We start from the raw sequence: 26,958 nt of genomic DNA on the forward strand, positions 1-26,958 counted from the left end.
GAGCATCCGACTATAAGCCGGTTTCAGCTTCCAGGCGGCCGCTCTTGATGGCGGCCAGGAACACCTGGTAGTCGCGTTCGTTCTGGTCGGCGTACGCCTCGGCGTACTCGACCATCGCCTCGGGGAACGCGTCGTCGCTGTTCAGGTACGTCGTCAGCGCGATGCGGTCGCCGGACCGGGCATGCGCCCTGGCCAGGGTCCAGCCGCACAGCTGGCCGTACATCGTCATGCCGGACGGGTCCAGCTTCTCCACCGCGGCCGAACCCTTCATGTCCCGCAACTGCCGGACGTAGAAGTCGCGGGTCTGTCCGTCGATACCGTCGACCCGCTGCCAGCCGAGGAAGATGTCACTGCCCGCCTGCATCAGCCGTTGCCCAACCACCACGCGCTCCCCCTCGTTGCGGGGTGCCGATCGATGCCGGAACGCAGCCGGGACCTTCGTCTTCAGGACCGACGGACCGGCCTCCTTGAGTTGCAGGAAGAGCGGATCGCCGTCGTCGCGGCCGCGCAGCAGCACGATCCAGCAACGCGTGCCGACGCTGCCCACTCCGACCACCTTGCGGGCCAGGTCGACGACCTCGAACTGGTCGAGCAACGTCCGCAGTTCGTGCGGCAGCGACCTGCGGTACTGGTCCAGCAGGGCTTTGATCCCGGTCTCGAGCTCTTGCCGGCCCGCCTCGGGCAGCAGATCGGCGATCGGGACGACCAACGGCGGCTCGGCCTTGATCCGGACGCCGTCGTCGGTCATCTCGCAGAGCTTTGTGAAGGCCTTGAGGCTTCCGCTGCCGCGTGCCTTGAGCAGGGCCTGATCGATGTTCTTGCGGCGGCTCGAGGTCAGCTTGTTACGCATGGTCTGCTCGACCTCGTCGATGTCGGCGCGGGCGTACCAGACGTCCAGGGCTCGCATGGTCCCGAACTCGGCGCTCGCGTCGCGATAGCGCCGTACCGTCTCGAGGACGCACCTGCGCCGCTCCTTGCGTGAGAAGCCGTTGTCCCGGCCCGCCACCGCGATGCTCGCCGCGAGGCGTTTGACGTCCCATTCCCACGGCCCGGCGATCGTCTCGTCGAAGTCGTTGATGTCGAACAGCAGCCGTCGTTCGGGCGATCCGAAGACTCCGAAGTTCGAGAGGTGGGCGTCCCCGCACAGTTGCACCCGGAGGCCGGAGACGGGCGCCGCGGCAAGGTCGGTCGCCATCCCGAGGGCATTGCCCCGGAAGAACGCGAAGGGTGAAACCATCATCCGGCCATGCCGCACCGGGACGAGCTCGGGAACGCGGGATCGGGCCTGCTCCTCGAACAGTGCGACCGGATCCGGACGGTCCGGGGGCAGCACCAACTTCGCCTGCTCGCGCGGCGGCAGCACCACGCGCGCGGCAAGTCCCAGTCGGGCCCGGTCGGCCGGAGCGAGACGGCGGACGGTGGACACAGATCCAGTGCCGGCGCGAGCTGATCTCGTGGCGGGTGCGGCTCGTAACGGTGTGGGTGAGGCCGCCGTCGCGTTCCGTGCACTCATGCTCCCCACCCCTCCGGTCGTGATCGAGTCACGTGATCTGGCTCTGGTCCGCCAGAGTTCCACCCAACCCTGCGGCGAGCAGAGCGGCATCACCCCCGCCGGATGAACCAGCGGCGCCGTTTCGGGGCTTGACTGGAACTGTGAAAGCCGCCGACGTCGACTACCACCAGCTCCCCAAGCGGACCCGGCGCCGCCTTGCCACGATGTCGCTGCTGCGTTCCCTGGGCGTGTCCGTGGTGATCGTCGCCGGCTACTTCGTCCTGCCGATGCGTATCGACGGCACCTTCGCCGTCGTCGCCCTGGTCGGCGGGCTTGCCGTCGTGGGGCTGCTGCTGGCCCGGCAGATCCTCGACATCTCCCGGTCCCCCTACCCGCGGATCAGGGCGATCGGTGCGTTGGCGACGTCAGTGCCCTTGTTCCTCGCGATCTTCAGTACGACGTACGTCCTGATGGCGCGTGCCCAACCGGCGAACTTCTCCGAGCCGTTGAGCCGGCTGGATGCGGCGTACTACACCGTGACCGTCTTCGCGACCGTCGGCTTCGGCGACATCACGGCCGTGTCGGCGGCGGCGCGCGCGGTCGTCACCGTGCAGATGCTCGGTGATCTCGTCATGGTCGGCCTGGTCGCGCGGACCCTCATCGGCGCCGTCCAGCACAATCTCAGTCAGCGGGGGGAATGACGGGCGGGTCCTCCAGGCGCACCATCCGGAAGGAGTTCACCAACCCGGCCAGAGCGGCGAGGATCGGGATGCCGAGCGCCACTTGCAGGGCGAGCGGTCTGGCGTCGGTGTTGATCCGGATGATCTCGTCGCGAACGTCCTGCGGTTGCTTGGCGAGCTGTTCCTCGAGCCCGGTGTTGGTCATCACTTCCGCGTCGTGTTCCAGCGCCGTGGCGACCTGTTCCTGCTGGGCCGGCTGCAGGACGGTGCTCGCCTCCGCCTTGTTGGTGAAGGTGAAGGACAACGTCGCCAGCATGATGGCGCCGGCGAAGGCCAGTCCGAAAGACAGGCCGAACGAGCCCGCCGCCGAGTTCACGCCGGCCGCCTCGCTGACACGTTCCTCGGAGATCGGTCCCAGGGTGTAGTTGTTCAGTTGCGATACCAGGAGGCCGAGCCCGGTTCCCACGACGATCAGCGGCGCGACCAGGGCCCAGCCGGAGTCGGCCCGGGGCACGATCGGGATCAGGATCACGAGACCGGCGGTCACGAGCGCGAAACCCCACCTGACGATCTTGCCCGGGCGTCGTCCACCGGCCTTCTTCTCGGCGATGATCGCCGCGCCGAACATGCTGAGCGAGAGCGGCGCCAGGCTGAGGCCTGCCTCCATCGAGTTGTACTCGAGCACCATCTGCAGGTAGATCGGCAGGGCTATCATGCTGCCGCCCAGCGCGATCTGCTGGAGCATCTGCTGGGAGATGCCGAGCCGGTAGACGGCGGAGCTGAACAGAGCGGGATCGATGAGCGTCGGCTCACCCCGGCGCTTGCGTCGCACCAGCCAGTAGATGAACGAGCCGAGTGCGACCAGGCCGATGGCCAGGATCAGGCCGACGTACTCGCCGCCTTCCTGCCAGACCAGGATGCTCAGGACGATGCCACCCATGCCGAGCACGGACAGGATCGCTCCGACGACGTCCACTCGCCGCGAGCCCGTGTACGGCACGTCGTGGACGAGTCCTTGGCCGGAGACAACGACCACGATCACCGCGACCTCGAGCAGGAACCCCACCCGCCAGGACAGGTAGGTGGTGATGAAACCTCCGAGCAGCGGACCGACCGCGGCAGCCATCGCAGCCGAGGCCCCCACCAAGGCGTACGCCTTCGTCTGCTCCGCTCCTTCGAAGTTGCCGTGGATCAGCGACTGCATCGCAGGCAGCAGTAGCGACGCTCCGATGCCACCCACCAAGGCCCAGAAGATGATGATCGCGGTCAGGCTCTGGGCCAGTGCCATCGCGCTGGCCCCGATCGCGTAGCCGAGCAGTCCCAGCAGGTAGGCGCGCTTGCGCCCGATCAGATCGCCGACCTTGCTCCCGATCAGGATGAACGCCGCCGAGACCAGGGCCTCGAGCGCGATCGCGGACTGTACGCCGCTCACCGTCGTGTCGAGATCGCGGACCACCGAGGAGATCGAGACGTTCATCAGCGACGTGTCGACGACCAGCACGAACATCGCCATCGCGAGCAGCAGGGCGAGCCGTGGGTTGGCCTTCGTACCGGCGGGGACCCCGCTCGCCTCGTCGCTCATGGCGTCCCTCAGCCTGCGAGGATCTTGGCTTTCTGTGCCTCGAACTCGGCGTCGGTGAGAACCCCCGACTGCTTCAGTTCACCCAGCGTCTTGAGCTGGTCCAACCGGTCGGAGGTGGCCGACGGCGGCGGCGCAACCGGCGCCGCAGCTACCGGCGCGGGCGGCGGCGCGGTTTGCTCCGCGTAGGCCTCGTCGCGTTTGGCCGCGGTCTCGGCGTCGCGCTGGGCGAACTTGGCGTCCTGCCTGCGCTGTATCCGGCCGTGGACGGCGGTCGCGGTCCCCGCGACGGCGGCGGTTCTCGCTATTCCTCGCAACAGTCCTGGCATCTCAGGCTCCTTAGGTCGTCGCTTCCAGGGATTCCAGCGCGTCGAGCACTTCCATCACGTCCTGAGCGGGGATGCGCCCGCCACCGATCAGCGTGCCGCCGGACTCGAGCGCCGCGGCAACGAACGGGATCGCCCAGGTGTTTTCGTAGACGATCAGCGCTGCGAGTGTTCCCGGCTGCATCGCGTCGGCCACCTCGAGCAGGTCGTCCTCGGCCAGGATCCCGGAGCGGGCACCGGCGAGATCCGCGAAGCCGCCGGCCTGACCGGTGCCTTCGGCGAGGTCCACCCAGTAGACGGAGCCGTTGGCGTCCTTGCCGACCACCATCACGTCGTAGACCTGAACGATGCCGCGTTCGACCAGGTTCACGAGCTCCTCCGAGGCTCGACCCGTGAGCCTGTTGCCGGTGAACTCGATGAGTATGTAGTCGATGGGTCCGTGAACCTCTGCCTCCGGCATGTCTCTCCACCCTCCAACGTCGTTTCCCGTTCGTCGCCACGATGCCGCGACCTCCCGGCGGCGTCATCACCCCGGCGGGATGAGCTCAACCGGCACGATCGCCGCCGGCCGCCGCGCGGTCGGGGTGGGCGACGCGATAGTCGGCGATCGGGCGGTACCGGTCGTAGAGCGTCGCGAGAATGCTGAACAGGAAGATGAAGAAGAGCGCGTCCACCAGGTGCAGTTGGCCCGGTCCCCTCGACAGCAGCACGTCGGCGAGCAGCACCAGTACGACGTTCACCGCGAAGACGATCCCGAACGAGACCGCCGCGGAGTTCCACGAGTAGCCGCGCCTGGCCGCCCACAACCCGATCGCGGCGTTGATCACCACGAAGACCGCGATCCCGAGGAACATCTGGACGCCGCTGGCGTCGACGCCAGGCAGCACCTGGCCGTAGATCACGCTGATCAGGCCGATCAGGAAGATCTTCTCCAACGTCGTCAGGTCGAAGACCTTCCGGTGCGCGGCCTGGTACGCGGCGCGCTCGGACGCCTCGTCGATACCCTCCGGCAACGGATCGGCACGGAACCTCCACGACCAGTCGGCCGGACTCAGCCGCGGACGCACGAAGAAGTACAGCACCGCGAGCAGCACGAGGATCGCGACGACGAGGGTCGGCAGGAACCATGAGACGTCCCGGATCGTGTCGGTCAGGTCGAGCTTGGCGATGTGGATCCAGTACTCCTGCGGCAGTTTGACGAAGATCCAGATCGCAGCGGCGACGATCACCCAGAACTTGAAGGTGTACCGCAGCGGATTCCGCCGGGTCCGCACCGATTCGTACGCGATGAAGAAGTATTCGAACGTGTTCGGGAACAGCAACAGCAGCAGCCGGATACCGGTGGCCTCGAACGCGACGACGCCGATCTGCCGGAAGAAGAACAGGAAGCGGCTGATCTTGACCGCCCCCGGATGGGTCCAGTTCCGCAGGCTCGCCAGGTAGGCGATGGACAGGTAGAAGACGTCCATCGCCTTGTCGTAGCTCTGGTAGAACGGCGGGTCGAATCCGAACGTCTGGAAGATCGTCTGGTCGACACCGTCGAGCAGCAGGCAGGCGATGATGGCCGGCAACGGGAACATCGGGATCAGCAGCGGCAGCGCGAAGCGCGCGAGGACCACACTCCAGAACACGACCTCGACACTCATGTCAGAACTCCCCACGCCGACGCATCCGGCGAGGCCTGCCGTCGGGGTCGTAGACGAGCCGGTACAACGGTTCCGCCCAGAAAGCCTGGAAACGGCTGATCGGTTGCGTGTGGTGCGGACGGATCTGCCCCGGTGGCCGCTCACCTGTTCGGCCGGCGGCGTACCAGGCATCCAGGTCCGCCGCGGTCTGTTGCCACAGCCCGAAGCCCGTCTCGAGGTCGAGCTTGGCCAGGCGGTCACGCGGCATACCGAGGTGCTCCGACCACACCTCCAGCCGCAGCTCCCGGGCCAGCCGACGGGTGCCCTCGGCAACCAGATCGCGGTCTTCGAGGGTCCCGTCCAGAACGGCGCAGGTGAGTTCGCTGTCGCAGGTCCAGGACCGCCGGTTGAAGTTGTCCGATCCGCAGGTGAACCACACGTCGTCGACGACGCAGATCTTCGCGTGCACGTAGATCGGAGCGCCCGCGCGGTTCTCCAGGTTGTAGATCGCGACCCGCTCGGGCGCGGTCCCCCGCAACATCCGTACGGCGCGCAGTTGGCCGAAGCGGGCCGGCGGGCCACTCAGTGGCCCGTCGGCATCGGGGTACCGCGGTACGACGATGATCACGTGCAACCCGGGCCACCGCTCGAGGGCGTCGTGGATCCCCTCCGCGATCAGCTCCGACCACAGATACTGGTCCTCCAGATAGATCAGCTTCCGCGCATTGCCGAACGCCTTCAGGTACGCCCGCGCGATGCTCCGCTCCCCCAGCGGCGCGAACGGATAGCCAGGACGCTTGTGGGCATACGTTCGCAACACCTGTACGGCGTGCGGCCCGGCCGGCGGCGGATCCGGAAACGACTCCGGCAGCGACTTCGGATGGCGCGGCATCCGGGCCATCCGTTGCACGACCATCCGGTACGGCGTCCGGCGGTCGAGCGGGTGGCCGTCGTCCCAGCGCTCGACGAAGGTCCGGAGAAGATCACCGACGACCGGTCCGCGGATCTCGAGCGCCGCGTCGTGCCACGGGGTCTGGTCGCCGTACCTGCGGTCCATCGGTGCCTGCTGAGGATCGCCCAGGTGCTCGCCGTCGTCACGGCGCTGGTGGGACAGGTCGATACCGCCGACGAACGCGACGTCCAGCTCCGGCCAGCCCTTGCGCCGGATCACGAACAGCTTCTGGTGATGCGACGCCAGCCGCCGGACGCGCTGGTCGAGCAGTACCTCGGCGCCCGCCTCGTTGAGCTTCGTCCCCAGGCGCCGGTTCTCCCGCGCATTGAACTGCAGATGGTCGGAGTGGGATCGCCACAGCAGTGCCCTGATCTCGATCCCCGACCGGGCCAGATCGGCGAGCACAGTGCCGATCGTCGGGCCCTCGGGCAGCAGCTTCTCGTCCGCGTCACCACGCCAGTCGGTGAAATAGACCCGGTCGCCGGCGTGCAGCGCGCACAGCTCCTCGTACAGCCGGCGGAAGTACGTCGCACCGTGGATCAGCGGCCGGACCAGGTTGCCGTCGACCCAGGATCCGTCCACGTCCCCGACCCGGTCGATGTCCGTACCGGGATTGCCGCGCTCGTCCGGTCGCAGGAACCATTTCCCGGCTGTGTGGTCGGTCATCGTGACACCCCTCGGTCGAGTGTGGCCTCCTGACCTCCCGGGTTGCTCATGCTCCCCGGGTGAATCCCGCTACGTTGTCCGTGTTGTTCGAGGTACCCGACGAGCACGCGATGGAGCTCGTCGGCGCCACGGATCGGCTGGTCCGGGATCACCAGGTCGGGCGGGGCGAGGAGCAACGCCCGGCCCTGCCAGCCGCCCAGTCCACCGTGGCTGCCGACCAGTCCCTCGAACGCGGAGACCTCGCCGGTGTCGTGGTCGACCGAGCTGTTGACGTACAGGTCAGGTGCCTCAGGCATCGACACCGCTCTCAGCAGGTCCGCCGGGATCAACGGCCCGAAGGCCGCCAGCGGGTCGTCGCCTGTCACCTTCGAGTCGGCCAGCCGGTGGACACCCGAAGGTCCGACGACCAGCGGTCCGTGCTCGTCGCTCATCACCGCGACGAAGGTGATCCCATCGTGGTTCACCAACCCCGGGATGAGGGCCGGCCAGCGACTGGTGAGCTCCTCCAGCGTCAGCCGCTGCTCCTCGGCGGCGTACACCAGGCCGAGGTTGCCCGACCCCAGGACGACCAGGTCCGAATTGCTGGTGACTGCCGGCGGTGCGGACCGGCGCTGCACCCGGCCGGCGGCGTTGTGGGCGACCCGTCCCGTGCCGGTATCGCCGCCGGCGAGGTCGGCGAGCAGACCGTTCAGGCGCCCCCAGCCCTCGACCGGCTGCTCGACCGCTTCGACGCGTGCCGCGGTCAGCTGCGAGCAGACTGCAGCGAGATCGACTCCGAATCGGTCGGCGAAGATCGCGCCCTGGGACTGGCCGTGGTCGGACAGGACGACCAGCCGGTACGGGCGCGGCGCGGCCTCGGCAACCGCCTCCAGGCACGCGAGGACGTGATCGAGCCGGTCGAGCGCGGCCAGCGACTCCGGCCGCAGGGCGCCGGCGTGATGAGCCACCTCGTCGTAGTCGACATAGTCGACGTACACGGACCGCGTGCCGCGGATCATCTCCTCGGCCACCAGTGCGGTGTTGAGATCCCGCAGTACGACGTTCGTCACCGCCCGCATGCCGGCGAAGAGCCAGCCACGGTGTCCCCGCGGACGTACGTCGCGCCGTCGTTGCCGCCGGGCCTCGAACCGCTCCCGGCCGATCTCTGCGATCGCCCCGAACAGACTGCCCGCGAACCCGTCCGGCCTGGCCAGATACCAGGCGACCCGACGACGGGTGTCGGCCGAGCCACGGCTGATCTCGAGCTTGCTCATCGTCAGCACCGATCTCTCGGCGTCACCGCTGAAGAGGTTCGAGATACTCACACCGCCGTCGGCCAGGAGACCTCGACCGTCGGACGCGCGGCGCTCGATCTCGGCGGCGTCGGCGGCCCGGTTGGCGACCAAGACCCGCCCGAGCGCCCGGTCGTACCAACGGAAAGCGGGCACGCCGTCGATGCGGCCGTGCAGGATCCCCAGTTGACTGGCCGGCGTGGTCGGCGGCAGCACCGGCGTCCACTCCACCAGGCGGTAGCCGCCATCACGGATCCAGCGCCCGACAGTGGGCAGAGTGGCGGCCAGCAATTGCCAGCGCAGTACGGGGAACGGCACGCCGTCCAGCTGAACGAAGATCACGCCAGGAACCTCGGGATCGTCGACCGTTGTCCGCCGCCGCCTGGTTCGGCGGACAAGCGCCGCGGTAAAGGCTTCCGGCGTACCGGAGGTGCAGAGCCAGGCGACGATCGTCGTCGCGGCCGCGGCGATCCATGCCGCGATCAGCACGACCCAGAACGAGTCCGCCTCGACGCCCGGGATAAGCGACAGCGCCGCAGCGAGGATCACGGCCTGGCCGACTATTGCCAGCAGCAGTACCGCGAGCCATCCGATCGCCGCACTCGCGACGACGAGCAGCGGGCGGACCAGCGCGCCGACCAGCAACGCGGCCGCGGCCGCGGCGAGCAGTTGCGGGAACGACGAGAACCGCAGGCCCGGCAGCACGGCCGCGGCGAGCGCCAGGGCCAGGACCGAGGTGACGTAGGTGGCCGCGATCCGGCCGAGATCGCCGGTACGGACCAGCGGCGTGGACACGGCTATCCGGCCGTCACTGGCGGATCGACTCGAGCGCGCGATGGTCGGTCATCTGTGGTCACCCTCTTGCTCGTTCCCCGACGGACGTCGAGTGCGCGTCGACAGTAGGGCCGCACGGAGCGGCTGCGCGTCACCCTTGGCGGACGACGTCGAGGATCATCCCGGGCGGGTGATGCCCGCCAGGCCGATCTGAGCGACTTTCGAAGCCACGAAGGGTCGGGAGGGAGGGTGCGACGATGTCCGCAGACTCCACGCAGCCCCCCGACGTCCCGTCGCCATCAACTCTGCCGCGCGGGGTCGTCGTACTCCTCGGCACGGCGGCCGCCATCCTGACGGCCGCCGGCCTGCGCGGCTTCGCGGACATCGCCGGACCCGTGTTCCTCGCGCTCATCCTGACGATCGCCGTGAGTCCCCTGCGCCGGCTGCTTGTCAGGCAAGGACTGAAGGTCTGGATCGCCTCGCTGATCGCGCTCGTGGTGGTGAACGCCTTCCTGCTGGGTATGGCGGCCGCGCTGGCCCTCTCCGTCGCCAAGCTGGCGACGCTGCTCCCGACGTACCAGGAGAGGTTCGCCGATCTGGTCGACGATGTCCGTGGCTGGCTCGCGGACCGTGGCATAGGCGACGAGCAGATCCAGGCCGCCCTGCAGAAGGTCGACCTCGGCAAGTTCTTCGACGTGCTGCAAGGCTGGCTGTCCGGACTCCTCGGGGTCGTCTCGAACCTCGGTTTCATCATCATCGTGCTGTTCTTCATGGGCCTCGACGCGAGTGCCTTCTCGGAGCGCCTGCGTGAGGCGGCCCGGATCAGGCCGGACATCAGCTCGGCCCTGACCGGCTTCGCCCGCGGTACGACGCGCTATCTGGTCGTGTCGACGGTCTTCGGACTGATCGTCGCCATCTTCGACGTCGGCGTCCTCTACCTGCTGGACATCCCGCTGCCCTGGCTGTGGGGGCTGCTGGCCTTCATCACCAACTACATCCCGAACGTCGGGTTCTTCATCGGCGTCATCCCGCCCGCGCTGCTCGGACTGCTCGACCAGGGCTGGGCCACGCTGCTGTGGGTGATCATCGCCTACAGCGTCATCAACTTCATCATCCAGTCGATCATCCAGCCGAAAGTCGTCGGCGAGGCGGTCGGGTTGTCGACGACGCTCACGTTCCTGTCCCTGGTCTTCTGGGCCTGGATCCTCGGCCCGCTGGGCGCCGTACTGGCTATCCCGCTCTCGCTCCTGGTCAAGGCGCTACTGCTGGACGCCGACCCGTCCACCCGCTGGCTCGGCGGCCTCATCTCCGGTGACCAGCTCCCCGAGGACGCCCCGCCCGCCGAAGAAGAAGCAGCAGCAGCAGACCTCCCACCCACCGAGGTCGCCACCGAGCAAGTCGGATAGGGAGGCCGCGTGGGGTTCAGGTACGGCGTTCTGCGCGGCCCTGGGTCACGGCCCAGATGACCCACACGCAGAGCGCGATCACCACGATCGACCACACCGGCTGGTACGGGATGAAGAAGAAGTAGTCGAGCGCGGTCAACCCGGCGACGACGATCGCGACCACGCCGGCCCAGCCCTTGTTCATGAAGAGGCCGAATCCGACCACCACGACCGCGAGGCCCAGCACCAGGTGGATCCATCCCCACGCGACGGTGTCGAGGTCGAACGCGTAGCGCCGGGAGACGACCAGGTAGTCGTCGTCGAGGATCGCGGCCATGCCCGCGACCATCGAGAACGCACCGACCATGACCATGATGCTCGCGGCGAACGCGATCCCGCCCACCGCACCGCTCGACACGTCGTGCCGCTCGTCCATATCGCCGTACGTCATCGTGCTCGGCCTCCCTCGTCGTTGCTCACCACGATGCCCGCGGATCCCGGCCGCCACATCGTCCGACCGGGGTGAGATATCAGCGCGGATTCGGACCTAGGCTCGCAGCCGATCCCGGGTGAGGAGACCCCGGACGCGGAGGGAGACGGCGTGAGTGGTCATCGCGTGAGCGCTCGTCCGGTACTGCGGTGGCTGCGGTCGGTCCGGCCGGAGCGACGGAGTCTGCGGGCCGACGTGATCGCGGGTCTACCGGGCGCGATCAGCAGTGTCCCCAACGGGATGGCGTCGGCGGCTTTGATCGGGGTGAACCCGATCCACGGGCTGTACGCGAGCTTCGCCGGTCCGGTCGCCGGCGGGCTGGCGACGAGCAGTCAGCTGATGGTGGTCACGACGACCACGGCCGGGGCCCTCGCCGCCGGATCGGCCCTGGAGGGCGTCGATGCGGCGGACCGGCCGCAAGCCCTGCTGCTGTTGACGATCATCGCCGGCCTGGTGATGATCCTGGCCGGGATCGCACGACTCGGGCGCTACACCCGCTTCGTCTCGCACTCGGTCATGACCGGCTTCCTCACCGGGATCTCGGTGAACATCGTCCTCAGCCAGCTGCCCGGACTGACCGGCGCGGAGGCCTCCGGGCAGATCGCCCTCGCCAAGGCGGTGGACGTCGCCATCCATCCCACCCGGATCGACATCCCCTCCCTGCTCGCGGGGCTCGGCGCGCTCGGAATCCTCATCGGCCTGTCCCGTACCCGGCTCTCGGCGGTAAGCGCCTTGGTTGCGTTGGTCATCCCAACGGTTGGCCTGGCCGTCGCCGGCGCCGGCGACGTGGCGCTCGTCAAGGACACTGGCCAGATCCCCCGCGGCATTCCGCTGCCGCAGTTGCCGGACTTCGGCCAGCTGTCGTTTCCCTTGGTCACCGGGGCCTTGGCCGTCGCGGCGATCGTCCTGGTGCAGGGCAGCGGTGTCGCCGACGCCGCCCCGAACCTGGACGGGACCGCCTCGAAGGCGAACCGCGACTTCGTTGCCCAAGGCATCGGCAACCTCGCGGCCGGCTTCTTCCGCGGTCAACCGGTGGGCGGGTCGGTCGGTCAGACTGCCCTGAACCGGACCGTCGGCGGCCGCACCAGGTGGGCGGCGATCCTTTCCGGGCTGTGGATGGTGGTGATCCTCGTCGCCTGCTCGGGCGTGATCGGACTCGTCGCCATGCCCACGCTGGCCGCCATCCTCATCTACGCGGCGGTGAAGTCGCTGAAACCGCGCGAGGTGGCAACGATTCTGCGTACCGGCCCGACCTCTCAGATCGCGGTGATCACGACGTTCTGCGCGACCCTGTTCCTGCCGGTCTCGGCCGCGGTAGGTATCGGCGTGTCACTCTCGCTGCTGCTGCAGCTCAACCAGGAAGCCATGGACCTGAAGGTCGTGCTGCTGAGGTCCGCCGGCGACGGCCGGTGGACCGAGCACCCGGCTCCTTCGAACCTGCCCAGCCATCAGGCGACCGTCCTCGACGTCTACGGGAGCCTGCTGTACGCCGGCGCACGCACTCTGCGGGTCAAGCTGCCCGACCCGGGCGGCGCCGAGGCACCGGCCGTCGTACTGCGGCTGCGCGGCCGGACCGCCGTCGGCGCGACGTTCGTCAAGGTCGTGGACGACTACGCCGTCGCCGTGGAGGCCGTCGGCGGCCGGTTGTACCTCAGCGGCGTCGACTCCAGCCTCGCCGAACTCCTTCGTCGTAGCGACCGGTTCGACGGGTCCGATCCGGTCGGCATCTTCGAGGCCACCGAGCTGGTCGGGGAATCGACCGAGCGGGCATTGCGGGCGGCCGAGGCCTGGGCGCTCCGGCACCGACCGGACAGCACCGATCAATAGCGGACCTGCGGGTAACCCGGACCGGTACGGCGGGTCCGCATCGCCGACCGCGCCGCACCGCTCACCAACGTGCCGATGGCGATCCCGACCGCGAGGTTGATCACCGCGGTCGCAACCTTCGACGACGTCGAGCCGTTGGTGACGAACGGCGCGAAGGCCGCGGCGAGCGTCGCCAGAGCGATGATCCACCCGAAGAACCGCAGCGGCCGGGGCGTGGAGATCACCAACAGGTGCATGAGCCCGGTGGCCAGCAACGCCGCGAGCGCGCACCACAGCGCGTACTGCGGTGTGTCCGCGTCTCCCCAGGTGCCCTCGCCTTCGGGTGCGAGGACAGGTACGTCGAAGACGCCGCGAGCGACCAGGATGCCGACCACCGCGATCAAGCCGGCAACGACGGCCGTGGCCGCGCCTCCGGCCCACAACCGGCCGGCGTCCACCGCGTGCGCACCGCCCTGCGTGGGTTGAACTGTCATGACGTCTGCTCCTTGTGTTCCGCCTGAAGGGCCAGCCGGCCGGCCAATTTCCCGAACAGCGCTCCGACGGTCGCCCCGACCAGGACGTCACTCGGGTAGTGCACGCCCGTATAGACCCGAGAGAACGCGACGACCGACGCTGCGACCCGCAGGATCGGTCGAAGCGCGGGCAGGACCTCTCCGACCGCAACGGCGAAGGCAGCAGCGGACGCCGAGTGCCCGGACGGAAACGACCCCGAGGCGGGCATCCGCACCCACCGCTGCACGGGTACGCCGAGGCGTACGCGGTTGGGCCGACGACGTACACGTGCCGCCTTCTTCATCGGCTGGTTCACCACCAGGGACGCGGCCCCGATCGCCGCGACCCCTGCGGCCGCAGCCCGCCGACCCCGTGGGCCGCCGACCAGGGTGAGTACACCGGCAATCAGGAACCATGGCTTGGAGAAGTCGGCGAAGTCCGACACCCGCCGCAGCGGCTCGTCCAGAACCGGCGTGGACAGCCTCGCCACCGACCGGTACAGCGCACGGTCGTAACGAGCCAGACGACGCGGCGAGGCGGTCACCCAGCGGTCCCCGTCGCCACGTGTTCCCGGTCCCGGCCCAGGACGATGTGCACCAGCTGGACGAGCCCGGCGCGCAGCCCCTCGGGAACGGTCGCCGACGGCGATGAACCCGGGTGCTGGTGGGCGATCCGGACGCGAAGAACTCCCGGCCGGATCACGAACCGCAGCGGCGCGTCGAGGACGAGCGCCTCTCCGTCGACGCCGGCCGGCAGCGGGCGATCGGCCTCCACCTCGAACGTCGGGGCGGTCCACTCCCGCCACGGACGCTGAAGGCGGCGTTGATCGCCGTCCGCGGGCGCCCCCAGGACGGTGATACCGAGCAGACCGTCATCGATACGCGGACGCGTGCCGGATCCGATCGCGCGACCGAGGCGGTAGCGGTTGTTGGACACGAGTACGGCGGCACCGCCGCGATGATCGTGACCGCCCGGACCGGTCCAGCGCATGTCGAGATCGCTGCCACTCTCGCCCAGCGCATCGGGCACCGTGTCGAGGATGGTCCGCATCTTGGCATCGCGATAGCCGCTGCGTTGGACCGCTTCGGCGTACAGGCCAAGTGACACGTTGTTCACGAACACGCGGCCGTTGACCTCGGCGAGGTCGACCAATCGCTCACCGCCGTCGACGAAGGCGTCCAGCGCGCCGACCACGTCGTCCCGGTCGACTCCGAGATCGAGCGCGAAGTGGTTGCGGGTGCCGGCCGGAACGCAGGCGTACGGCAGCGAGAGTTCAGCGGCGACCGAGGCAACGATCGCCTGCGAGCCGTCCCCGCCGGCCATCGCGAGCCCGTCGGCGCCGCGCGCGACCGCTCCGCGGACGAGGGTTTCGAGATCGTCACCGAGCTTCAGCTCGATCGGCTCGATACCGCGGTCGCGCGCTTCCTTGGCCAAGGCGAACCGTTCCGCCTTTCCGCCGCCCGATTTCGGGTTGTAGAACAGCACTGCATGCTGCGGTGCTGTTGCAGGCGGCAGATCCACATGCGACGTAAAGGCGGCGCGAGTCGCGGCCAGAGTGACCAGGAGCCCCACCAGGACCAGCAGGTCCACGCCGAACTTCCCACCCACGACGATGAAGATCACCACACCGGCGAGCGCCACACCGGCCACGTACAAACCGGCCAGGCGCGCTATCCCCCGTCGCAACGCGCCGTACCAGGCCGCCACCGCAGCGATCACCACACAGGCCAGCACACCGAGCCCACGCGGGAACTGATTCACAGAATTCACCACGCCGAGCACGAGCGTCGCCGCCCCCACCACCAGCGCCACAACCGCCGCAACCCGCCGCCTCATGGAACCCATCCTGTGCGGCCTCCACCGCCACTACATCCCACAGCCGGGATGAGGTGCTCCCCCGAACGCGATGTCACGGTGCAGGCAGTCCGATACACGACGGAGGCGGCGCGGTGACCGAAGCCACGTTCGCAGTGCTCGCGCTGCTCGTCCTGGCCTGGGCGGTGACCTCGGACCTCCTGGCCCGGGCCAACATCACCGGTCCGCTGGTTTTCACCGCTGCCGGCTTCGTGCTGGGCAACCCGGACTGGGGACCCCTCAAGGTGCACGTCGAGGCCCCATCGGTCCATCTGCTGGCCGAGCTGACCCTTGCGATGCTGTTGTTCTCGGACGCCTCCAGAGTCAACCTCTCCGGACTGAAACGGGACATCAACCTGCCCGTGCGTCTGCTCGGCATCGGACTTCCGCTCTCGGTGATTATCGGCTCACTCCTGGCGGCCTGGCTCTTCGACGACTTCACCTGGGCCCTCGCGGGCTTCGTCGGCGCCACGCTGGCTCCGACCGACGCGGCGCTCAGCGCCCAGGTCGTCAACGACCAACGGATACCCATGCGGCTGCGTCGCGCACTGAACGTGGAGAGCGGACTCAACGACGGCATCGTGACACCGATCGTCACGTTCACGCTCGCGGTTGCCGCGGGACAACTCGGTACTGCGCAGGAGGGCGACGCCTCCACAGACGGGAGCGGGGCGCTACTCGAGCTAGCGATCGGCCTCGGCGTCGGCGTAGTGGTCGGGCTCGGAAGCGGCAGGCTCCTGACCTACGGTTCCCGCCGCGACTGGGTCAGCACCGGCGCGGGACGGCTCGGCACGTTCGCCGGCGCGCTCAGCAGCTTCGCCCTGGCCGTCGCCTTGAGCGGCAACGGCTTCATCGCGGCGTTCGTGGCCGGCATCGCCTTCCGGGCGGGACTCGACGAGGACGTCATCGACGCGGACAACGTCATCGAGTTGCCGGAACTCGTCGGCGAGATCCTGGCGTTCGCGGTCTGGTTCCTGTTCGGCGCCGCGCTGGTGCCCTTCTTCGTCCACAACTTCGACGTGCCGCTCCTCGCGTACGCCGTACTGAGCCTGACCGCGGTCCGCATGGTTCCGGTCGCCCTGGCGCTGCTGGGGAAGGGTTTGGACAGCCAGACCGTCCTCTTCGTCGGATGGTTCGGGCCTCGTGGTCTGGCATCCGTCGTCTTCGCTTTGCTGGCGATCGAAGAACTCGGCGAGAACGAGGTGGTGGAACGCGCCGTCGCCGCCGTCGCTCTCACCGTGCTGCTGAGCGTCGTACTGCACGGAATCTCGGCCGGGCCGCTCGGACGTCGTTACGTCAGGCTCGAACAAGCAGAGGACAGCCCGGGTCCCGGACCTCGGTCACGACGCTCCCCACATCACCACCTCAATAGCGACCTGCGCTGATCCGGATCAGTGCGGAGGCCTGCGCCGATCGGCGGTGGTGAGCTGAGCTTCCTCGTCTCTGGTCCATGGTGCTTCGTCGATCCCTCCGAGCTGGTCGCGTACGTCGGACCACCGGGCAGTCAGGGCGTACAGCACGACGACGTCCAGCACGATCATCAGCACCGACCAGACCGGGTAGGCACCGAGCCAGAGGATCTGTACCACGGCGTGCAGGCTGACGAGCAGGATCGCCGTGATCCTGGCCCACGTCCGCGCCGCGATCAGACCGGCGCCGACGGGCATCAACAGCAGTCCGAAGATCAGCAGGATCCATCCCCAGCCGGTCACGTCCACGAGGACGAGCTTGCTCGGCGTGACCACCAGACGCTCGTCGGAGAACAGCGCGACAAGCCCCTCGAAGACGTTGACCAGTCCGATCACCATCAGCACCGCACCGGCGAACACCACGACGCCGGTCATGGCCGCCCCGACCTTTTTCGCAGCCATCTCTGTATCTCCTCTCGCTGCGTCGGCCGACCGCCGGAGTCGGCGACGGCTCGCACCTGGATGCTGACTCTCGCCACCCGGCAGGCACCTCACCCCGGGAGGATGAGTCCCGGCTACTCGCTGTCGCCGTACGTCCCGATCGGTCGGTTCATCCGCCGGGGGTGAGGTTCCGTGCGCCGGCGGCAGCGACGATCGAGCCTGGCCACAGGCGAGGAGGCGCGGATGAACCTCGTCTGGGCTGCTCTGGTCAGTGTCCTCGCGACCGCCGTCACCGTCACGGCGATGCTCCTCGTGCGCAGGCGGGCGCCGCAGGGCGGCCACTTCAGCGATGGTGACCGCGCCTCGGGAGTCTTCGGTGTGCTCGCCACCGGATTCTCCGTGCTGCTCGGTTTCATCATCTTCCTGTCGTTCAGCTCGTACGACCAGTCACGAACCGGCGCCGAGACCGAGGCGACGATCGTGGCGCAACAGGTCCAAACGGCCCAGTTCCTGCCGGCCAGGACCGAGCTCACCGGCGAGCTGATCTGCTACGCACGGTCCGTGGCCGGGGTCGAGTGGGATGCGCTGGACACCGGCACGCTCGGGAACTCCGTCAATCCGTGGGGTGTCGAGATGTACCGGACGATCTCGGCCGTCGCCCCGCGGACGCCGGTCGAGCAGTCGGCGTACGACCGCTGGATGGACCAGACCGCCGCACGGGAACAGGCCCGCATCGACCGCGTGCACGGGGCGGAGGGGATCATCCCGGCGCCGGTGTGGCTGGTCCTGTCGGTCATCTCCGTGGTGATCTTCGGGTACCTGCTGTTCTTCGCCGACCCGGCCGAGGGCGCGGTGACGCAGGGCCTGCTGATGGGCAGCGTGACGATGGTCATCACGCTCTTGCTGTTCCTGCTCGTCTTCTTCGACCATCCGCACGGCGACGGGGTCGGCAGGCTGCAGCCGACCGCCATGGTGCGAACCATCGACCAGATCGATGCCTCGCTCAAGCTGGTCGGGCTCCACGTCACCCCTCCGTGTGACGAGCACGGCAGCCGACGCTGAAGAAGGCCCGGTGATCGTTCAGCAGGGATGATGCGGCGGTCAGGGTGCTGGTGAATCGTCGGCTGAGTACACGCAACCCAGGGGTGGGAAGAGAAGGGCGGCCGATCATGTCGACGACAGTTGAACATCTGACTCTGGACGAGCGGAGCGCACGCGGCGTGCAGGCTCGCACCCGCGCGATGCCGGACAGTCACGCCGGGTGGAAGCCCGCCTCGGACCGGCCGGACCCGGTAGCACTCATCGAGGAGCAGAATCTCCGGCGGGACGCGGACCTGGTTCCGGTCCGGCACGGCCGGATGATGGCCTCGCCGTTCACCTTCTATCGCGGTGCCGCCAGGATCATGGCCGCCGACCTGGCCGACACGCCCACCTCCGGTCTCCAGGTCCAGCTGTGCGGGGACGCCCACCTGTCGAACTTCGGCGCGTTCGCCTCGCCGGAACGAAATCTGGTGTTCGACATCAACGACTTCGACGAGACCCTTCCGGGCCCGTTCGAGTACGACGTCAAGCGGCTGGCCGCGAGTCTCATGGTCGCGGCCCAGAACAACGGCTGCTCGGAGTCGGACGCTCGTGCGATCACGAAGGCCTGTGTCACCTCCTACCGGGAGTCGATGGCCGAGTTCGCCGGCCTCAAGACTCTCGACGTGTGGTACGCCCACCTTGCCGAGGACCAGATCAAGCAGTCGATGGCCGCGTTCCTGTCCGGGGCCGACGGCAACGGCAAGGGTTCCAAGAAGGGCAAGCGCAAGGGCAATCGCGAGGAGGACGGCATCAGCGGGCTGACGCCGAAGCAGGCGAAACAGGCCCAGAAGCGGTTCGAGAAGAACGCACTGAAGACGCACTCCCGGACCAGCGACCAGGCCCTGTCCAAGCTCGGCGAAGAGGTCGACGGCCGCTACCGGATCGTCAGTGTCCCGCCGGTGATCGTCCCCGTGCGCGACCTGCACACGACGTACGGCGTTGAGCCGGGAGAACTCGAGCAAACCGTCTTCGGTCTGTTCCGGGACTACCGTTCCACCCTCCGGCTCGACCTCCGCCAGCTGCTGCAGCGCTTCGAGGTCGTCGACTGGGCCCGGAAGGTCGTCGGTGTCGGCAGTGTCGGAACGCGCGCGTTCATCGTCCTCCTGCAGGGCCGTGACGCCGGCGATCCACTGTTCCTCCAGGTGAAGGAAGCCACCAGGTCGGTGCTCGAAGGAACCTTGCGCAAGAGCGCGTTCAAGCAATCGGGCGAGCGGGTGGTCCAGGGCCAGCGAATGATGCAGGCCAACAGCGACATCTTCCTGGGCTGGTCCAAAGGGGTTCAGGCCGACCGCTACTTCTACTGGCGCCAACTGCGCGACATGAAGGGCTCGGCGCTGGTGGAGCTGATGCCACCTGCGGCGCTGGCCTGGTACGGCCGCACGTGCGGGTGGACGCTGGCCCGTGCACACGCACGAACCGGCGACCCGGTGTCGATCTCGGCGTACCTCGGCGACGACGACGGCTTCGACAAGTCGATCACTGACTTCTCCGAACGCTATGCGGCCCAGAACGACCAGGACTTCGCCGATTTCGCCAAGGCCATCGCCTCGAACCGGATCGAGGCCATCCCGGACGTCTGACCACCCGGGTCGACAGCTCGGCCGGCGTGCGGATCCCGGAGCACGTCCGGTCGAGCTGGGGCTTCCCGGGTCAGCCCGGACTACTTGGCCGCGTTCTTGACCTCGGTCGCACTGTCCGCGTCGACCTCGTGCTTGGTCACCTTCTCCGCGTGCGACAGCGCCTTGTCGACGTCGGTGACCCAGGTTTCCTCGAACAGCGCCACGATGCCCGAGCTGTTCGCCGGCAAGGAGTCCTCGACGTCGGCCTTGATCGCCGCCTTCTCCCGGTGGGACTTCAGACCACCGATGCCGAGACCCGCTCCCGCACCGACCGCCGCACCGGCCAGCAGGCTCGGTGGGAAGATCAGGCCGATGACCGCACCGCCGACTGCACCCCAGGCAGCGCCCTTCCGGGCCGTGTGGAAGTCGTCGTCGACCATGATCTTGCCGTCGGCGCCGCGGCTGATGAGGACCAGCCCGTCGACCTTGATCAGATCGTCCGAAGCGGCTTGCTTGATCGTGTCCCAATCGACGCGCGCCGCCGCCGCATCGGTGTACGCGGCGATGTACAGGGCGACGGGAGCCTTCATGTCAGATCCCACGGGTCTCTCCTTTGATCACGCGACCGCGGCCGCACCCGAGTCCTAGGCTCCTCACGATGCCTCCGGCGCCGAGGTGCGGCGTCACCCCGGGCGGACTAGTCGGCCTTCAGGGCGTCGCTGCCCCCTGATCAGGTGCTGATCTTGAACTTCGGCGACATCGCCAGCTCGGCCAGTTGGCGGGTGGTGAAGACCGGTTGCGTCAGTGGCGATCGGCCCTCGCGGTCGGTCTTCCTGGACTGGGCGAGGACCACGACGGTGCCGTCGTCGTAGCGGTAAGCAGCCCACTGGTCGTAGCTGTGGTGGCCCTTGGCGGTCACCACACCGACCTTCTTGCCGCCGATGTCCATCACAGTGCAGGTACCGGACCCACCCCAGAACTCCCCCGCCAGCTTGCACGGAGTCGTCGCCGGTTTCCCGGTGGGTGTGGTCGCCTGCACCAGCAACTGGCCGAGCCGGTTGTCCTTCTGGACCGGGATGATGGCCTGGTACTCCCAGTAGTCCTGCTCCCCGTCGTTCGACGCGTACTGCGCCTGCGGCCATCTCATCGCGCGTCCGTCCGGGTACTTCACATCCGGCGTGCTGAAGCCCGCCGGCACGGACGAGCTGAGGTCCTGCATCAACGTCACCGCCCGATCGGCGCGCGGACCCGCGCTCGCCGTCCGGTCCACCTGGCCCTCCGGCCACGGGTCACCGGACTTCCGCGTCGTCGGCGCCTTCGGCAGCAGGGTGGAGGTCGCGCGCGGCGTCGGCACTGACGGCGACGTACTGGGGACGCCGGCCACCATCTGGCCCGTCGACCGGCCACCCGTGTGGTGCGCGACCAGTGCGGGACCGGCCCCGATGCCAACAACCAACGTGGCGACGGCGGCCGCGGCCAGTACCGCCGTACGTCGCTTGCGCGCCCGGCGGGCCTGATCGAGAGCATGCGCAGGATCCATCGACGGCGGCGGGCTGCTCCGCACCATCACGTCGTGCAGCGCCTCGCTGAGATCGTCTTCGTTCATCGAACCTTCTCCTCTTCCAGCAGACCGCGCAGCGTCGCCAGCCCGCGCGCGGCCTGGCTCTTCACATTTCCTGCCGAGCAATCGAGCAATGCCGCCGTCTGCTCGACGGACTGGTCCTCCCAGTACCGCAGGACGAGGACGGCGCGTTGCCTCGGCGGCACCTTCGCGAGCGCCTCCAGCAACACGAGCCGTTCGTCGGCAAGGCCGGAGGACGGCGACGCCCGATCGGTCTCCGCGGACCCGACCGACTCGTGCCGGAACCACCCCCGGCGTCGCTCGGACAGGAACGTGCGTACGAGCGTCTGCCTGGTGTAGCTGTCCATCGCCTCGTGCCGCTGGATCCGGCGCCACACCAGATAGATCTTCGTGAACGTCTGCTGGACCAGGTCCTCCGCTCGATGCCAGTCGCCGCACAGCAGGTACGCCGTGCCACGCATGGCGTCCGACCGTGCAGCGAAGTACGCCTCGAATGCGGCGTCCCTGTCACTCATCTGTCCTCCCCGTCCTCGGTACCGGGTTAGACACGCCTATGGGTGCAAAGTTGGTTGCATCGCCTCGACAAGGATGTGGTGAGGATGACGGCTTCGAACGGTTGGCCGGTCGTGCTGCTTCACGGGTGGCCGGTCACAGAGAGGCACTGGGACAGTCTGCTGCCGCTCCTGAGTGGGAGTGGTTTCGCGCCGGTTCCGGTCGCGCTGCCGGGGCTCGGTACGCCGGTGGGGAGCGCGACCGGCTTCCGGAAGAGCGACCTCGCCGACCACCTCATCGACGAGCTCAGCAACCGCGGGCTGACCCGCTTCTCCCTGGTCGGCCACGACTGGGGCGGCACGGTCGCCCTTCTCCTGGCCGCTGCCATGCCCCAGGCGGTGAACGCGCTCGTGATCGAGGAGGAGATCCTCCCCGGGATCGACGTCGACATCCCGGCACCTGGCGCCGACTATTACCCGACCTGGCACGGACCGTTCAACCGCACCCCCGGCCTCGCCGAGCAGCTCGTCCCGGGACGAGAGGATGCGTACTACGGAACCTTCCTCCGCCAGAGCGCCGGCCCGGCCGGACTGGACCCGGACACGCTCCGCTCCTACATCGACGCCTACACGACGGCCGACGCCCTGGAGGCCGGGCTCGGCTACTACCGAGCCCGCCCCGACGACATCACCGACGTACGACGACTCCAGGCGAAGCCGATCCACACACCCGTGCTGGCGCTCGGAGGCCGCTACGCGATGGGTACCGCCGTCGCGGACGGCCTCCGCACGCTGTCGACACAGGTCACGGGCCTCGTCCTGGAGCAGTCCGGCCACTACCCCGCCGAACAAGAACCCGAACCCACGGCCGAAGCCATCGTCGACTTCTTGAGTCAGATCGGCAGGGGGTCGTAGTTGGCGCCGAACGGCGCGTCGGGCCGAGCGAACTCACCCATCAGGGCGCGCCGCAGCGGCGTGGTGCGGTCGAGGAACTCGGGGTCGTTGCTGAGGCGGTCGGCCGGGCGGACCCACGGCGGGCTGTAGACGTAGTGGGTGGTGAATCGGTCGTAGTCGCCGTCGTGGCGGAAGGTCCGGTGCCAGACGCCGTTGTGGAACACCAGGGCGGAGCCCGCCTCGGCGCAGATGACGTGGCCGATCGCGATGTCGCCCTTGTTCTTCCGGATGGAATCGGGCAGCGGGACCCGCGAGCGGTGGCTGCCGGGGATCAGTTCCATGTTGCCCATGCCGGGCACGGTCTGATCGGTGAGCAGGTACGACACGCGCAGCTGGATCAACGGAACCGGGTAGCCCAGGTCCTTGAAGTCGAACGCGGACGAGCCGTCCTGGTGCCAACCGCCGTTCCCCGCGTGCGCCGGTTGCATGGTGTTCCAGCCTGCCTGCAGGACGAATCGGTCGCCGAGCAGCCCCTGCACCTTCGGAAGGACGTCAGGATGATCGATCAGCCGCTCGAGCACCGGCTCGCTCTCGTACGTCCGGCCGATCTGCCCGAACTCGCGGTCGCGGCTCTCGTGCAGACGCTGCGACACGTCGTACGCCTCTGCGGCCTCGTCCTTGGTCAAGACGTTGGGGATCAGGAAGTAACCCCACGACTCGAAGATGAAGCGGTCGGTCTCGGTCAGCTGCCCTTTGTCTACGACGGGATCAAGCATCACTCAGCCCTCTTCGTCAGGTTGTCACCGCGGATGGTTGCGGACGCCATCCAATTCTGGCCCACTCGTATACCGATAAACATCCGATGCCCGGATGCGGTCAGCGGCCGGGACGGGCGGCTAGGACCAGTGCGGTGGGCGGATCAGCCGGTCCGGGAGCGTCGTGCCGGCGTCGCCGCGGGTCGCGTTGACCTGCATCTGGGTCAGGAAGATGCTCCGCGCGAGGTGTGCGCCGCGTACGTCGGTGTCCCGCAGGTCGGCGCCGATGAGATCGGCGGAGGTGAGGTCGGCGCGTCGCAGGTCAGCGCCGATCAGGTAGGAGCTGCGCAGGTCCGCGCCCCGCAGGTCGGCGCCGGCCAGGTCCGCACCCATGAGATCCGCGCCGCGTCGGTTCAGCGGGGTGGCCGAGACGCCGGCCCGGACGAGCTCGCTGGTCCGGAGCAGCAGGTCGTTGATCCGTGAGCGGTGGGCGAGGACGTCGAGCGCCGTCAGCGACTCCGGGCTGCCGAGAGCCAGCTGTTCGGTGTCGTCGGTCGCACGCCTGAGCGGACCGTGAAGCGAAGGCGCCAGCTCGAGGGCCTCGATCAGGTACCAGAGCAGCTCGTGCAGCAGCCGCACTACTGAGAACACTTCGAACATCTGCGCGCCGGAGTCCGCCGCCTGCCGCCAGTCACGGCCGCCGAAGGTGATCTGCGTGACCTTCTGACCGGCGCCGAAGCAGTCGTACACGGTGCAGCCCGGGAAGCCGCCGTCGCGCAGCCGCGCGTGGATACCGCAGCGGAAGTCGTGTTTCAGGTTCGGGCACGGTTGGCCGGCCGGCTTGTCGATGGCGAAGTCGGCGGACGCTGTCATCGCGAGCGCCACACAGCACAGGCCGACACACTGCGTGCAGTCGGCACGCAGGTCAGGGCGTCGTACGGGCCGGTCGGGCATATCCCTGTCGAGGCTAGAGCGTGCTGCCGTAAATCGCATCAGCCGCGCCGCTGCGTCATCGCCTCTCGTGCACAGGCGGCGGCCAAGGGATGCCCGGAGTCGATGGCGAGCTGGTACGCCGACTCCGCACCGTCGAGATCGCCCTGGTCCTGACGAAGCACCCCGAGATTGAAGGCAGCCTTCGGCGCCATGTCAGCGTGCCCCGACTCGATCACCAACAGGAAGGCCGACTCCGCGCCGGCAAAGTCCGCCCGACCGTGACGCAGCACCCCGAGATTCACCGCCGCCTGTGGAGCCTGGTCAGCGTGCCCGGAGTCGATCACCACCTGGTACGCCAGCTCCGCGCCGTCGAAATCGCCCCGGCCCTCACGGAGTACGCCGAGATTGACCGCCGCCTTCGGAGCCAGGTCGGCGTGGTCGGAGTCGATCGCCACCTGGTACGCCAGCTCCGCGCCGGCGAGATCACCCCTTCCCTCGCAGAGCACCGCGAGGTTGATCGCTGCCATCGGCGCCATGTCAGCGTGTCCGGACTCGATCGCCAGCCGATAGGCGCGCTCCGCGCCAACGCAGTCGCCCCGGCGCACGCGGAGTACGCCGAGGTTGACCGCGGCTCTCGGGGCCTGGTCGACGTGGCCGGAGTCGATCGCCACCTGGTAGGCGCGCTCCGCGCCGTCGGGATCGTCACGCAGTACGCCGAGGTTGACGGCGGCCATCGGGGCCAGGTCCGCGTGGCCGGAGTCGATCGCCACCTGCAGCGCCTGCTCGGCGCCGGCGAAATCGCCCCGGCCCTCACGGAGTACCCCGAGGTTGACCGCCGCCATCGGGGCGTGGTCCGCGTGCCCGGAGTCGATCGCGAGCTGATAGGCCCGCTCCGCCCCGACGAAATCGTCCCGATCCTCACACAGGACCCCGAGATTGAACGCAGCCTTCGGCCCGAGGTCGGCGTGCCCGATCTCAACCGTCGTCATCACCACACCCCCCGACTACCTCGAAGCATTCTTCACCTGATGTGTGCGGAGCTCCAGAGATACGTGTCGTATCCGGAGGTGCCACCACCGGGCGCCAGCGTCGTCGCGTCAGAGTCGAACGCCACGTGCTGTCCGTCGTCGGAGATCGCCGGGCCGTGGCTGCCGTTGCGGCCGTTCACCTGCGTCTGATCCTGGCCGGAGGTGATCCAGAGGAGCGACCTGGTCCTCCGGTCGAGCCGGAACACGTCGCTGATCTCCCCTTCGTCGGTGCGAGTCAGGCGAGCTGTCGACCCGTAGGTCACATACCGCCCGTCTGCAGAGATATCGGTCCGGAAGCCGGCGCCGATCGCCAGTGCCGGCTGGCCCAGGTGGTCGACGGAAACCAGCTCGAGTCGATCGGTGCGGAGGTCGCGAAGCCAGACGTTCGGAACCGGATCCATTCCCGGCAGCCATCCGATGACTGTGAAGACCACGAACCGTCCGTCGTTCGAGATCGACGGCTTCCCGGACTCGAGAGAATCCGACCGCGGATCGACCGTGACACCGCGCGAAACCACGCGGGTCCTGTTCGTATCGCGGTCCCGTACGGCGACCTCGGTATTGGAAGCGAAGGCGACGGAGCGGCCGTTCGCCGAGATCGCGGGATCACTCGACGAATGGGTCGACTGCAGCCCGCCGGCGGTCAGCGAAACGCGTTCGGTCCGAGCGCGGTCGAGGTCCCGTACGAAGACATCTGCGGTCTGGTTCGTATCGCCGGCGACCAGGTTCGTCGATGCCGACGTGAACACCACATGCAGACCATCGGCCGAGATCTCCGGCTGGTGCGCGCCTTGGTCCGCCTGGCCGCTGCGGCCGACGGAGACCAGCGTCGTACGTCCGGTCCGCAGATCGCGAACGAAGACATCCGGGCTGTTGTTGGTGTCACCGGGCAGCAGGTTCGAAGCGTCGGAGTTGAAGGCGACGAACCGCCCGTCAGCCGAGATCGAACCTTGGCTGCTCTCCTGGTTTCCCTGGATCCCGCCGACCCCGACCGATGCAAGCGTCGTACGGCCGGTCTTGGTGTCGCGGACGAAGACATCCCGTTGACCGTTGGTGTCGTTGGCGACGAGATCGGTCGCGTACGACGAGAAGACGACGTACCGCCCGTCAGCCGACACTCCCACGCCCTTCTCGGTCCCAGGGAACAAGCCGGCGTTGCCACCACCTCCACCAGCTCCGACCGACACGAGGCCGATCGTGCCCTGATGCCGATCACCGTCGGCCGCCGCCGGCACAGCGACCGCGCCCACCGGTACTGCGGCTACTGCAAGCACTGCAAGAGCAGTACGAATCGGTCGACGGTCTTTGATGGTGTGAAGAAGTGTCACGATGTCCCCCCTTTGGACACCTGCTAGATGCCGCCGGAGCGC

26 protein-coding genes are annotated in these 26,958 nt (G+C 68.3%); 7 read left to right on the forward strand and 19 right to left on the reverse strand.

Translation table 11 applies throughout. The annotated features are described in order from the left end of the window. Window positions 1–10: 10 nt before the first annotated feature. Window positions 11–1,513 (reverse strand): DUF2252 domain-containing protein, encoded by a 1,503-nt coding sequence (locus FDA38_RS27675; RefSeq protein WP_137257065.1) that lies wholly within the window; start codon window positions 1,511–1,513, stop codon window positions 11–13. 140 nt (window positions 1,514–1,653) lie between these two features. Here FDA38_RS27675 and FDA38_RS27680 point away from each other — a divergent pair, with 140 nt between their 5' ends. After that, the gene (locus FDA38_RS27680) at window positions 1,654–2,193 is read left to right on the forward strand and encodes a two pore domain potassium channel family protein (protein WP_202877857.1); all 540 of its coding nucleotides are present in this window, start codon (window positions 1,654–1,656) and stop codon (window positions 2,191–2,193) included. Here the strand turns inward: FDA38_RS27680 and FDA38_RS27685 are convergent. From FDA38_RS27685 to FDA38_RS27710, 6 genes are all read right to left on the reverse strand, one after another. Further along, on the reverse strand, window positions 2,174–3,754 hold the full coding sequence (locus tag FDA38_RS27685) for an MFS transporter (RefSeq protein WP_137257066.1): 1,581 nt from the start codon (window positions 3,752–3,754) through the stop codon (window positions 2,174–2,176). The two genes, FDA38_RS27680 and FDA38_RS27685, sit on opposite strands and share 20 nt — an antisense overlap. Before the next feature lie 8 nt (window positions 3,755–3,762). Continuing rightward, a complete protein-coding gene (locus FDA38_RS27690; protein WP_137257067.1) occupies window positions 3,763–4,080 on the reverse strand; it encodes an SHOCT domain-containing protein in 318 nt (105 codons plus the stop codon). A 10-nt stretch (window positions 4,081–4,090) separates the two neighbouring features. After that, window positions 4,091–4,537: a DUF6325 family protein gene (locus FDA38_RS27695; protein WP_137257068.1), complete on the reverse strand. Its 447-nt coding sequence runs from the start codon at window positions 4,535–4,537 to the stop codon at window positions 4,091–4,093. A gap of 85 nt (window positions 4,538–4,622) precedes the next feature. After that, a complete protein-coding gene (locus FDA38_RS27700; protein WP_137257069.1) occupies window positions 4,623–5,723 on the reverse strand; it encodes a hypothetical protein in 1,101 nt (366 codons plus the stop codon). A gap of 1 nt (window position 5,724) precedes the next feature. Then, the gene (locus FDA38_RS27705; protein WP_137257070.1) at window positions 5,725–7,320 is read right to left on the reverse strand and encodes a phospholipase D family protein; all 1,596 of its coding nucleotides are present in this window, start codon (window positions 7,318–7,320) and stop codon (window positions 5,725–5,727) included. Next, on the reverse strand, window positions 7,317–9,386 hold the full coding sequence (locus tag FDA38_RS27710; RefSeq protein ID WP_137257071.1) for a phage holin family protein: 2,070 nt from the start codon (window positions 9,384–9,386) through the stop codon (window positions 7,317–7,319). The genes FDA38_RS27705 and FDA38_RS27710 overlap by 4 nt, the downstream gene beginning before the upstream one ends. A gap of 236 nt (window positions 9,387–9,622) precedes the next feature. Here FDA38_RS27710 and FDA38_RS27715 point away from each other — a divergent pair, with 236 nt between their 5' ends. Further along, entirely contained in the window at window positions 9,623–10,771 is a 1,149-nt protein-coding gene (locus tag FDA38_RS27715; RefSeq protein ID WP_137257072.1) for an AI-2E family transporter, read from the forward strand. Window positions 10,772–10,787: 16 nt separating this feature from the next. On the opposite strand, the gene FDA38_RS27720 is transcribed toward FDA38_RS27715, so the two are convergent. After that, the gene (locus FDA38_RS27720; RefSeq protein WP_202877858.1) at window positions 10,788–11,201 is read right to left on the reverse strand and encodes a DUF7144 family membrane protein; all 414 of its coding nucleotides are present in this window, start codon (window positions 11,199–11,201) and stop codon (window positions 10,788–10,790) included. Between the two features lie 150 nt (window positions 11,202–11,351). On the opposite strand from FDA38_RS27720, the gene FDA38_RS27725 reads away from it, so the two are divergent. Continuing rightward, window positions 11,352–13,067, forward strand: coding sequence for a SulP family inorganic anion transporter (locus FDA38_RS27725; protein ID WP_202877859.1), 1,716 nt, complete (start codon window positions 11,352–11,354; stop codon window positions 13,065–13,067). Here the strand turns inward: FDA38_RS27725 and FDA38_RS27730 are convergent. From FDA38_RS27730 to FDA38_RS27740, 3 genes are read right to left on the reverse strand one after another with little or no spacing between them, the layout of a single operon-like run. Further along, window positions 13,061–13,540 (reverse strand): DUF6069 family protein, encoded by a 480-nt coding sequence (locus tag FDA38_RS27730; RefSeq protein ID WP_137257073.1) that lies wholly within the window; start codon window positions 13,538–13,540, stop codon window positions 13,061–13,063. The two genes, FDA38_RS27725 and FDA38_RS27730, sit on opposite strands and share 7 nt — an antisense overlap. After that, on the reverse strand, window positions 13,537–14,103 hold the full coding sequence (locus tag FDA38_RS27735; protein WP_137257074.1) for a phosphatase PAP2 family protein: 567 nt from the start codon (window positions 14,101–14,103) through the stop codon (window positions 13,537–13,539). The genes FDA38_RS27730 and FDA38_RS27735 overlap by 4 nt, the downstream gene beginning before the upstream one ends. After that, a complete protein-coding gene (locus FDA38_RS27740) occupies window positions 14,100–15,395 on the reverse strand; it encodes a diacylglycerol/lipid kinase family protein (RefSeq protein ID WP_137257075.1) in 1,296 nt (431 codons plus the stop codon). The genes FDA38_RS27735 and FDA38_RS27740 overlap by 4 nt, the downstream gene beginning before the upstream one ends. Before the next feature lie 113 nt (window positions 15,396–15,508). Here FDA38_RS27740 and FDA38_RS27745 point away from each other — a divergent pair, with 113 nt between their 5' ends. Next, on the forward strand, window positions 15,509–16,798 hold the full coding sequence (locus tag FDA38_RS27745) for a cation:proton antiporter (RefSeq protein WP_170989895.1): 1,290 nt from the start codon (window positions 15,509–15,511) through the stop codon (window positions 16,796–16,798). A 6-nt stretch (window positions 16,799–16,804) separates the two neighbouring features. Here FDA38_RS27745 and FDA38_RS27750 read toward each other — a convergent pair whose 3' ends face one another. Further along, on the reverse strand, window positions 16,805–17,284 hold the full coding sequence (locus FDA38_RS27750; protein ID WP_137257077.1) for a DUF7144 family membrane protein: 480 nt from the start codon (window positions 17,282–17,284) through the stop codon (window positions 16,805–16,807). A 222-nt stretch (window positions 17,285–17,506) separates the two neighbouring features. Here FDA38_RS27750 and FDA38_RS27755 point away from each other — a divergent pair, with 222 nt between their 5' ends. Continuing rightward, on the forward strand, window positions 17,507–18,325 hold the full coding sequence (locus FDA38_RS27755; protein ID WP_137257078.1) for a bestrophin-like domain: 819 nt from the start codon (window positions 17,507–17,509) through the stop codon (window positions 18,323–18,325). Window positions 18,326–18,432: 107 nt separating this feature from the next. Continuing rightward, window positions 18,433–19,926, forward strand: coding sequence for a DUF2252 domain-containing protein (locus tag FDA38_RS27760; protein ID WP_137257079.1), 1,494 nt, complete (start codon window positions 18,433–18,435; stop codon window positions 19,924–19,926). An 80-nt stretch (window positions 19,927–20,006) separates the two neighbouring features. Here FDA38_RS27760 and FDA38_RS27765 read toward each other — a convergent pair whose 3' ends face one another. The 3 genes from FDA38_RS27765 to FDA38_RS27775 form a co-directional block, all read right to left on the reverse strand. After that, complete coding sequence (locus tag FDA38_RS27765; RefSeq protein WP_137257080.1) at window positions 20,007–20,507, reverse strand: DUF1269 domain-containing protein; 501 nt, start codon at window positions 20,505–20,507, stop codon at window positions 20,007–20,009. Between the two features lie 128 nt (window positions 20,508–20,635). Then, on the reverse strand, window positions 20,636–21,511 hold the full coding sequence (locus tag FDA38_RS27770; protein WP_137257081.1) for a hypothetical protein: 876 nt from the start codon (window positions 21,509–21,511) through the stop codon (window positions 20,636–20,638). Then, on the reverse strand, window positions 21,508–22,002 hold the full coding sequence (locus tag FDA38_RS27775) for a SigE family RNA polymerase sigma factor (protein ID WP_137257082.1): 495 nt from the start codon (window positions 22,000–22,002) through the stop codon (window positions 21,508–21,510). The genes FDA38_RS27770 and FDA38_RS27775 overlap by 4 nt, the downstream gene beginning before the upstream one ends. Before the next feature lie 84 nt (window positions 22,003–22,086). Here FDA38_RS27775 and FDA38_RS27780 point away from each other — a divergent pair, with 84 nt between their 5' ends. Beyond that, a complete protein-coding gene (locus FDA38_RS27780; RefSeq protein ID WP_137257083.1) occupies window positions 22,087–22,893 on the forward strand; it encodes an alpha/beta fold hydrolase in 807 nt (268 codons plus the stop codon). Here the strand turns inward: FDA38_RS27780 and FDA38_RS27785 are convergent. The 4 genes from FDA38_RS27785 to FDA38_RS27800 all read right to left on the reverse strand — a co-directional run bounded on the left by FDA38_RS27785 (window position 22,872) and on the right by FDA38_RS27800 (window position 26,916). Then, window positions 22,872–23,648, reverse strand: coding sequence for a phytanoyl-CoA dioxygenase family protein (locus tag FDA38_RS27785; RefSeq protein WP_137257839.1), 777 nt, complete (start codon window positions 23,646–23,648; stop codon window positions 22,872–22,874). The genes FDA38_RS27780 and FDA38_RS27785 overlap by 22 nt on opposite strands. A gap of 120 nt (window positions 23,649–23,768) precedes the next feature. Continuing rightward, on the reverse strand, window positions 23,769–24,581 hold the full coding sequence (locus FDA38_RS27790; RefSeq protein WP_137257084.1) for a pentapeptide repeat-containing protein: 813 nt from the start codon (window positions 24,579–24,581) through the stop codon (window positions 23,769–23,771). Between the two features lie 38 nt (window positions 24,582–24,619). Continuing rightward, window positions 24,620–25,549, reverse strand: a complete 930-nt coding sequence (locus tag FDA38_RS27795) for a tetratricopeptide repeat protein (protein WP_137257085.1) — start codon at window positions 25,547–25,549, stop codon at window positions 24,620–24,622. A 32-nt stretch (window positions 25,550–25,581) separates the two neighbouring features. Then, entirely contained in the window at window positions 25,582–26,916 is a 1,335-nt protein-coding gene (locus FDA38_RS27800; protein WP_137257086.1) for a TolB family protein, read from the reverse strand. Window positions 26,917–26,958 lie beyond the last annotated feature (42 nt).

It is taken from the genome of Kribbella jiaozuonensis (assembly GCF_005233875.1).
Classification (GTDB): Bacteria; Actinomycetota; Actinomycetes; order Propionibacteriales; family Kribbellaceae; genus Kribbella; species Kribbella jiaozuonensis.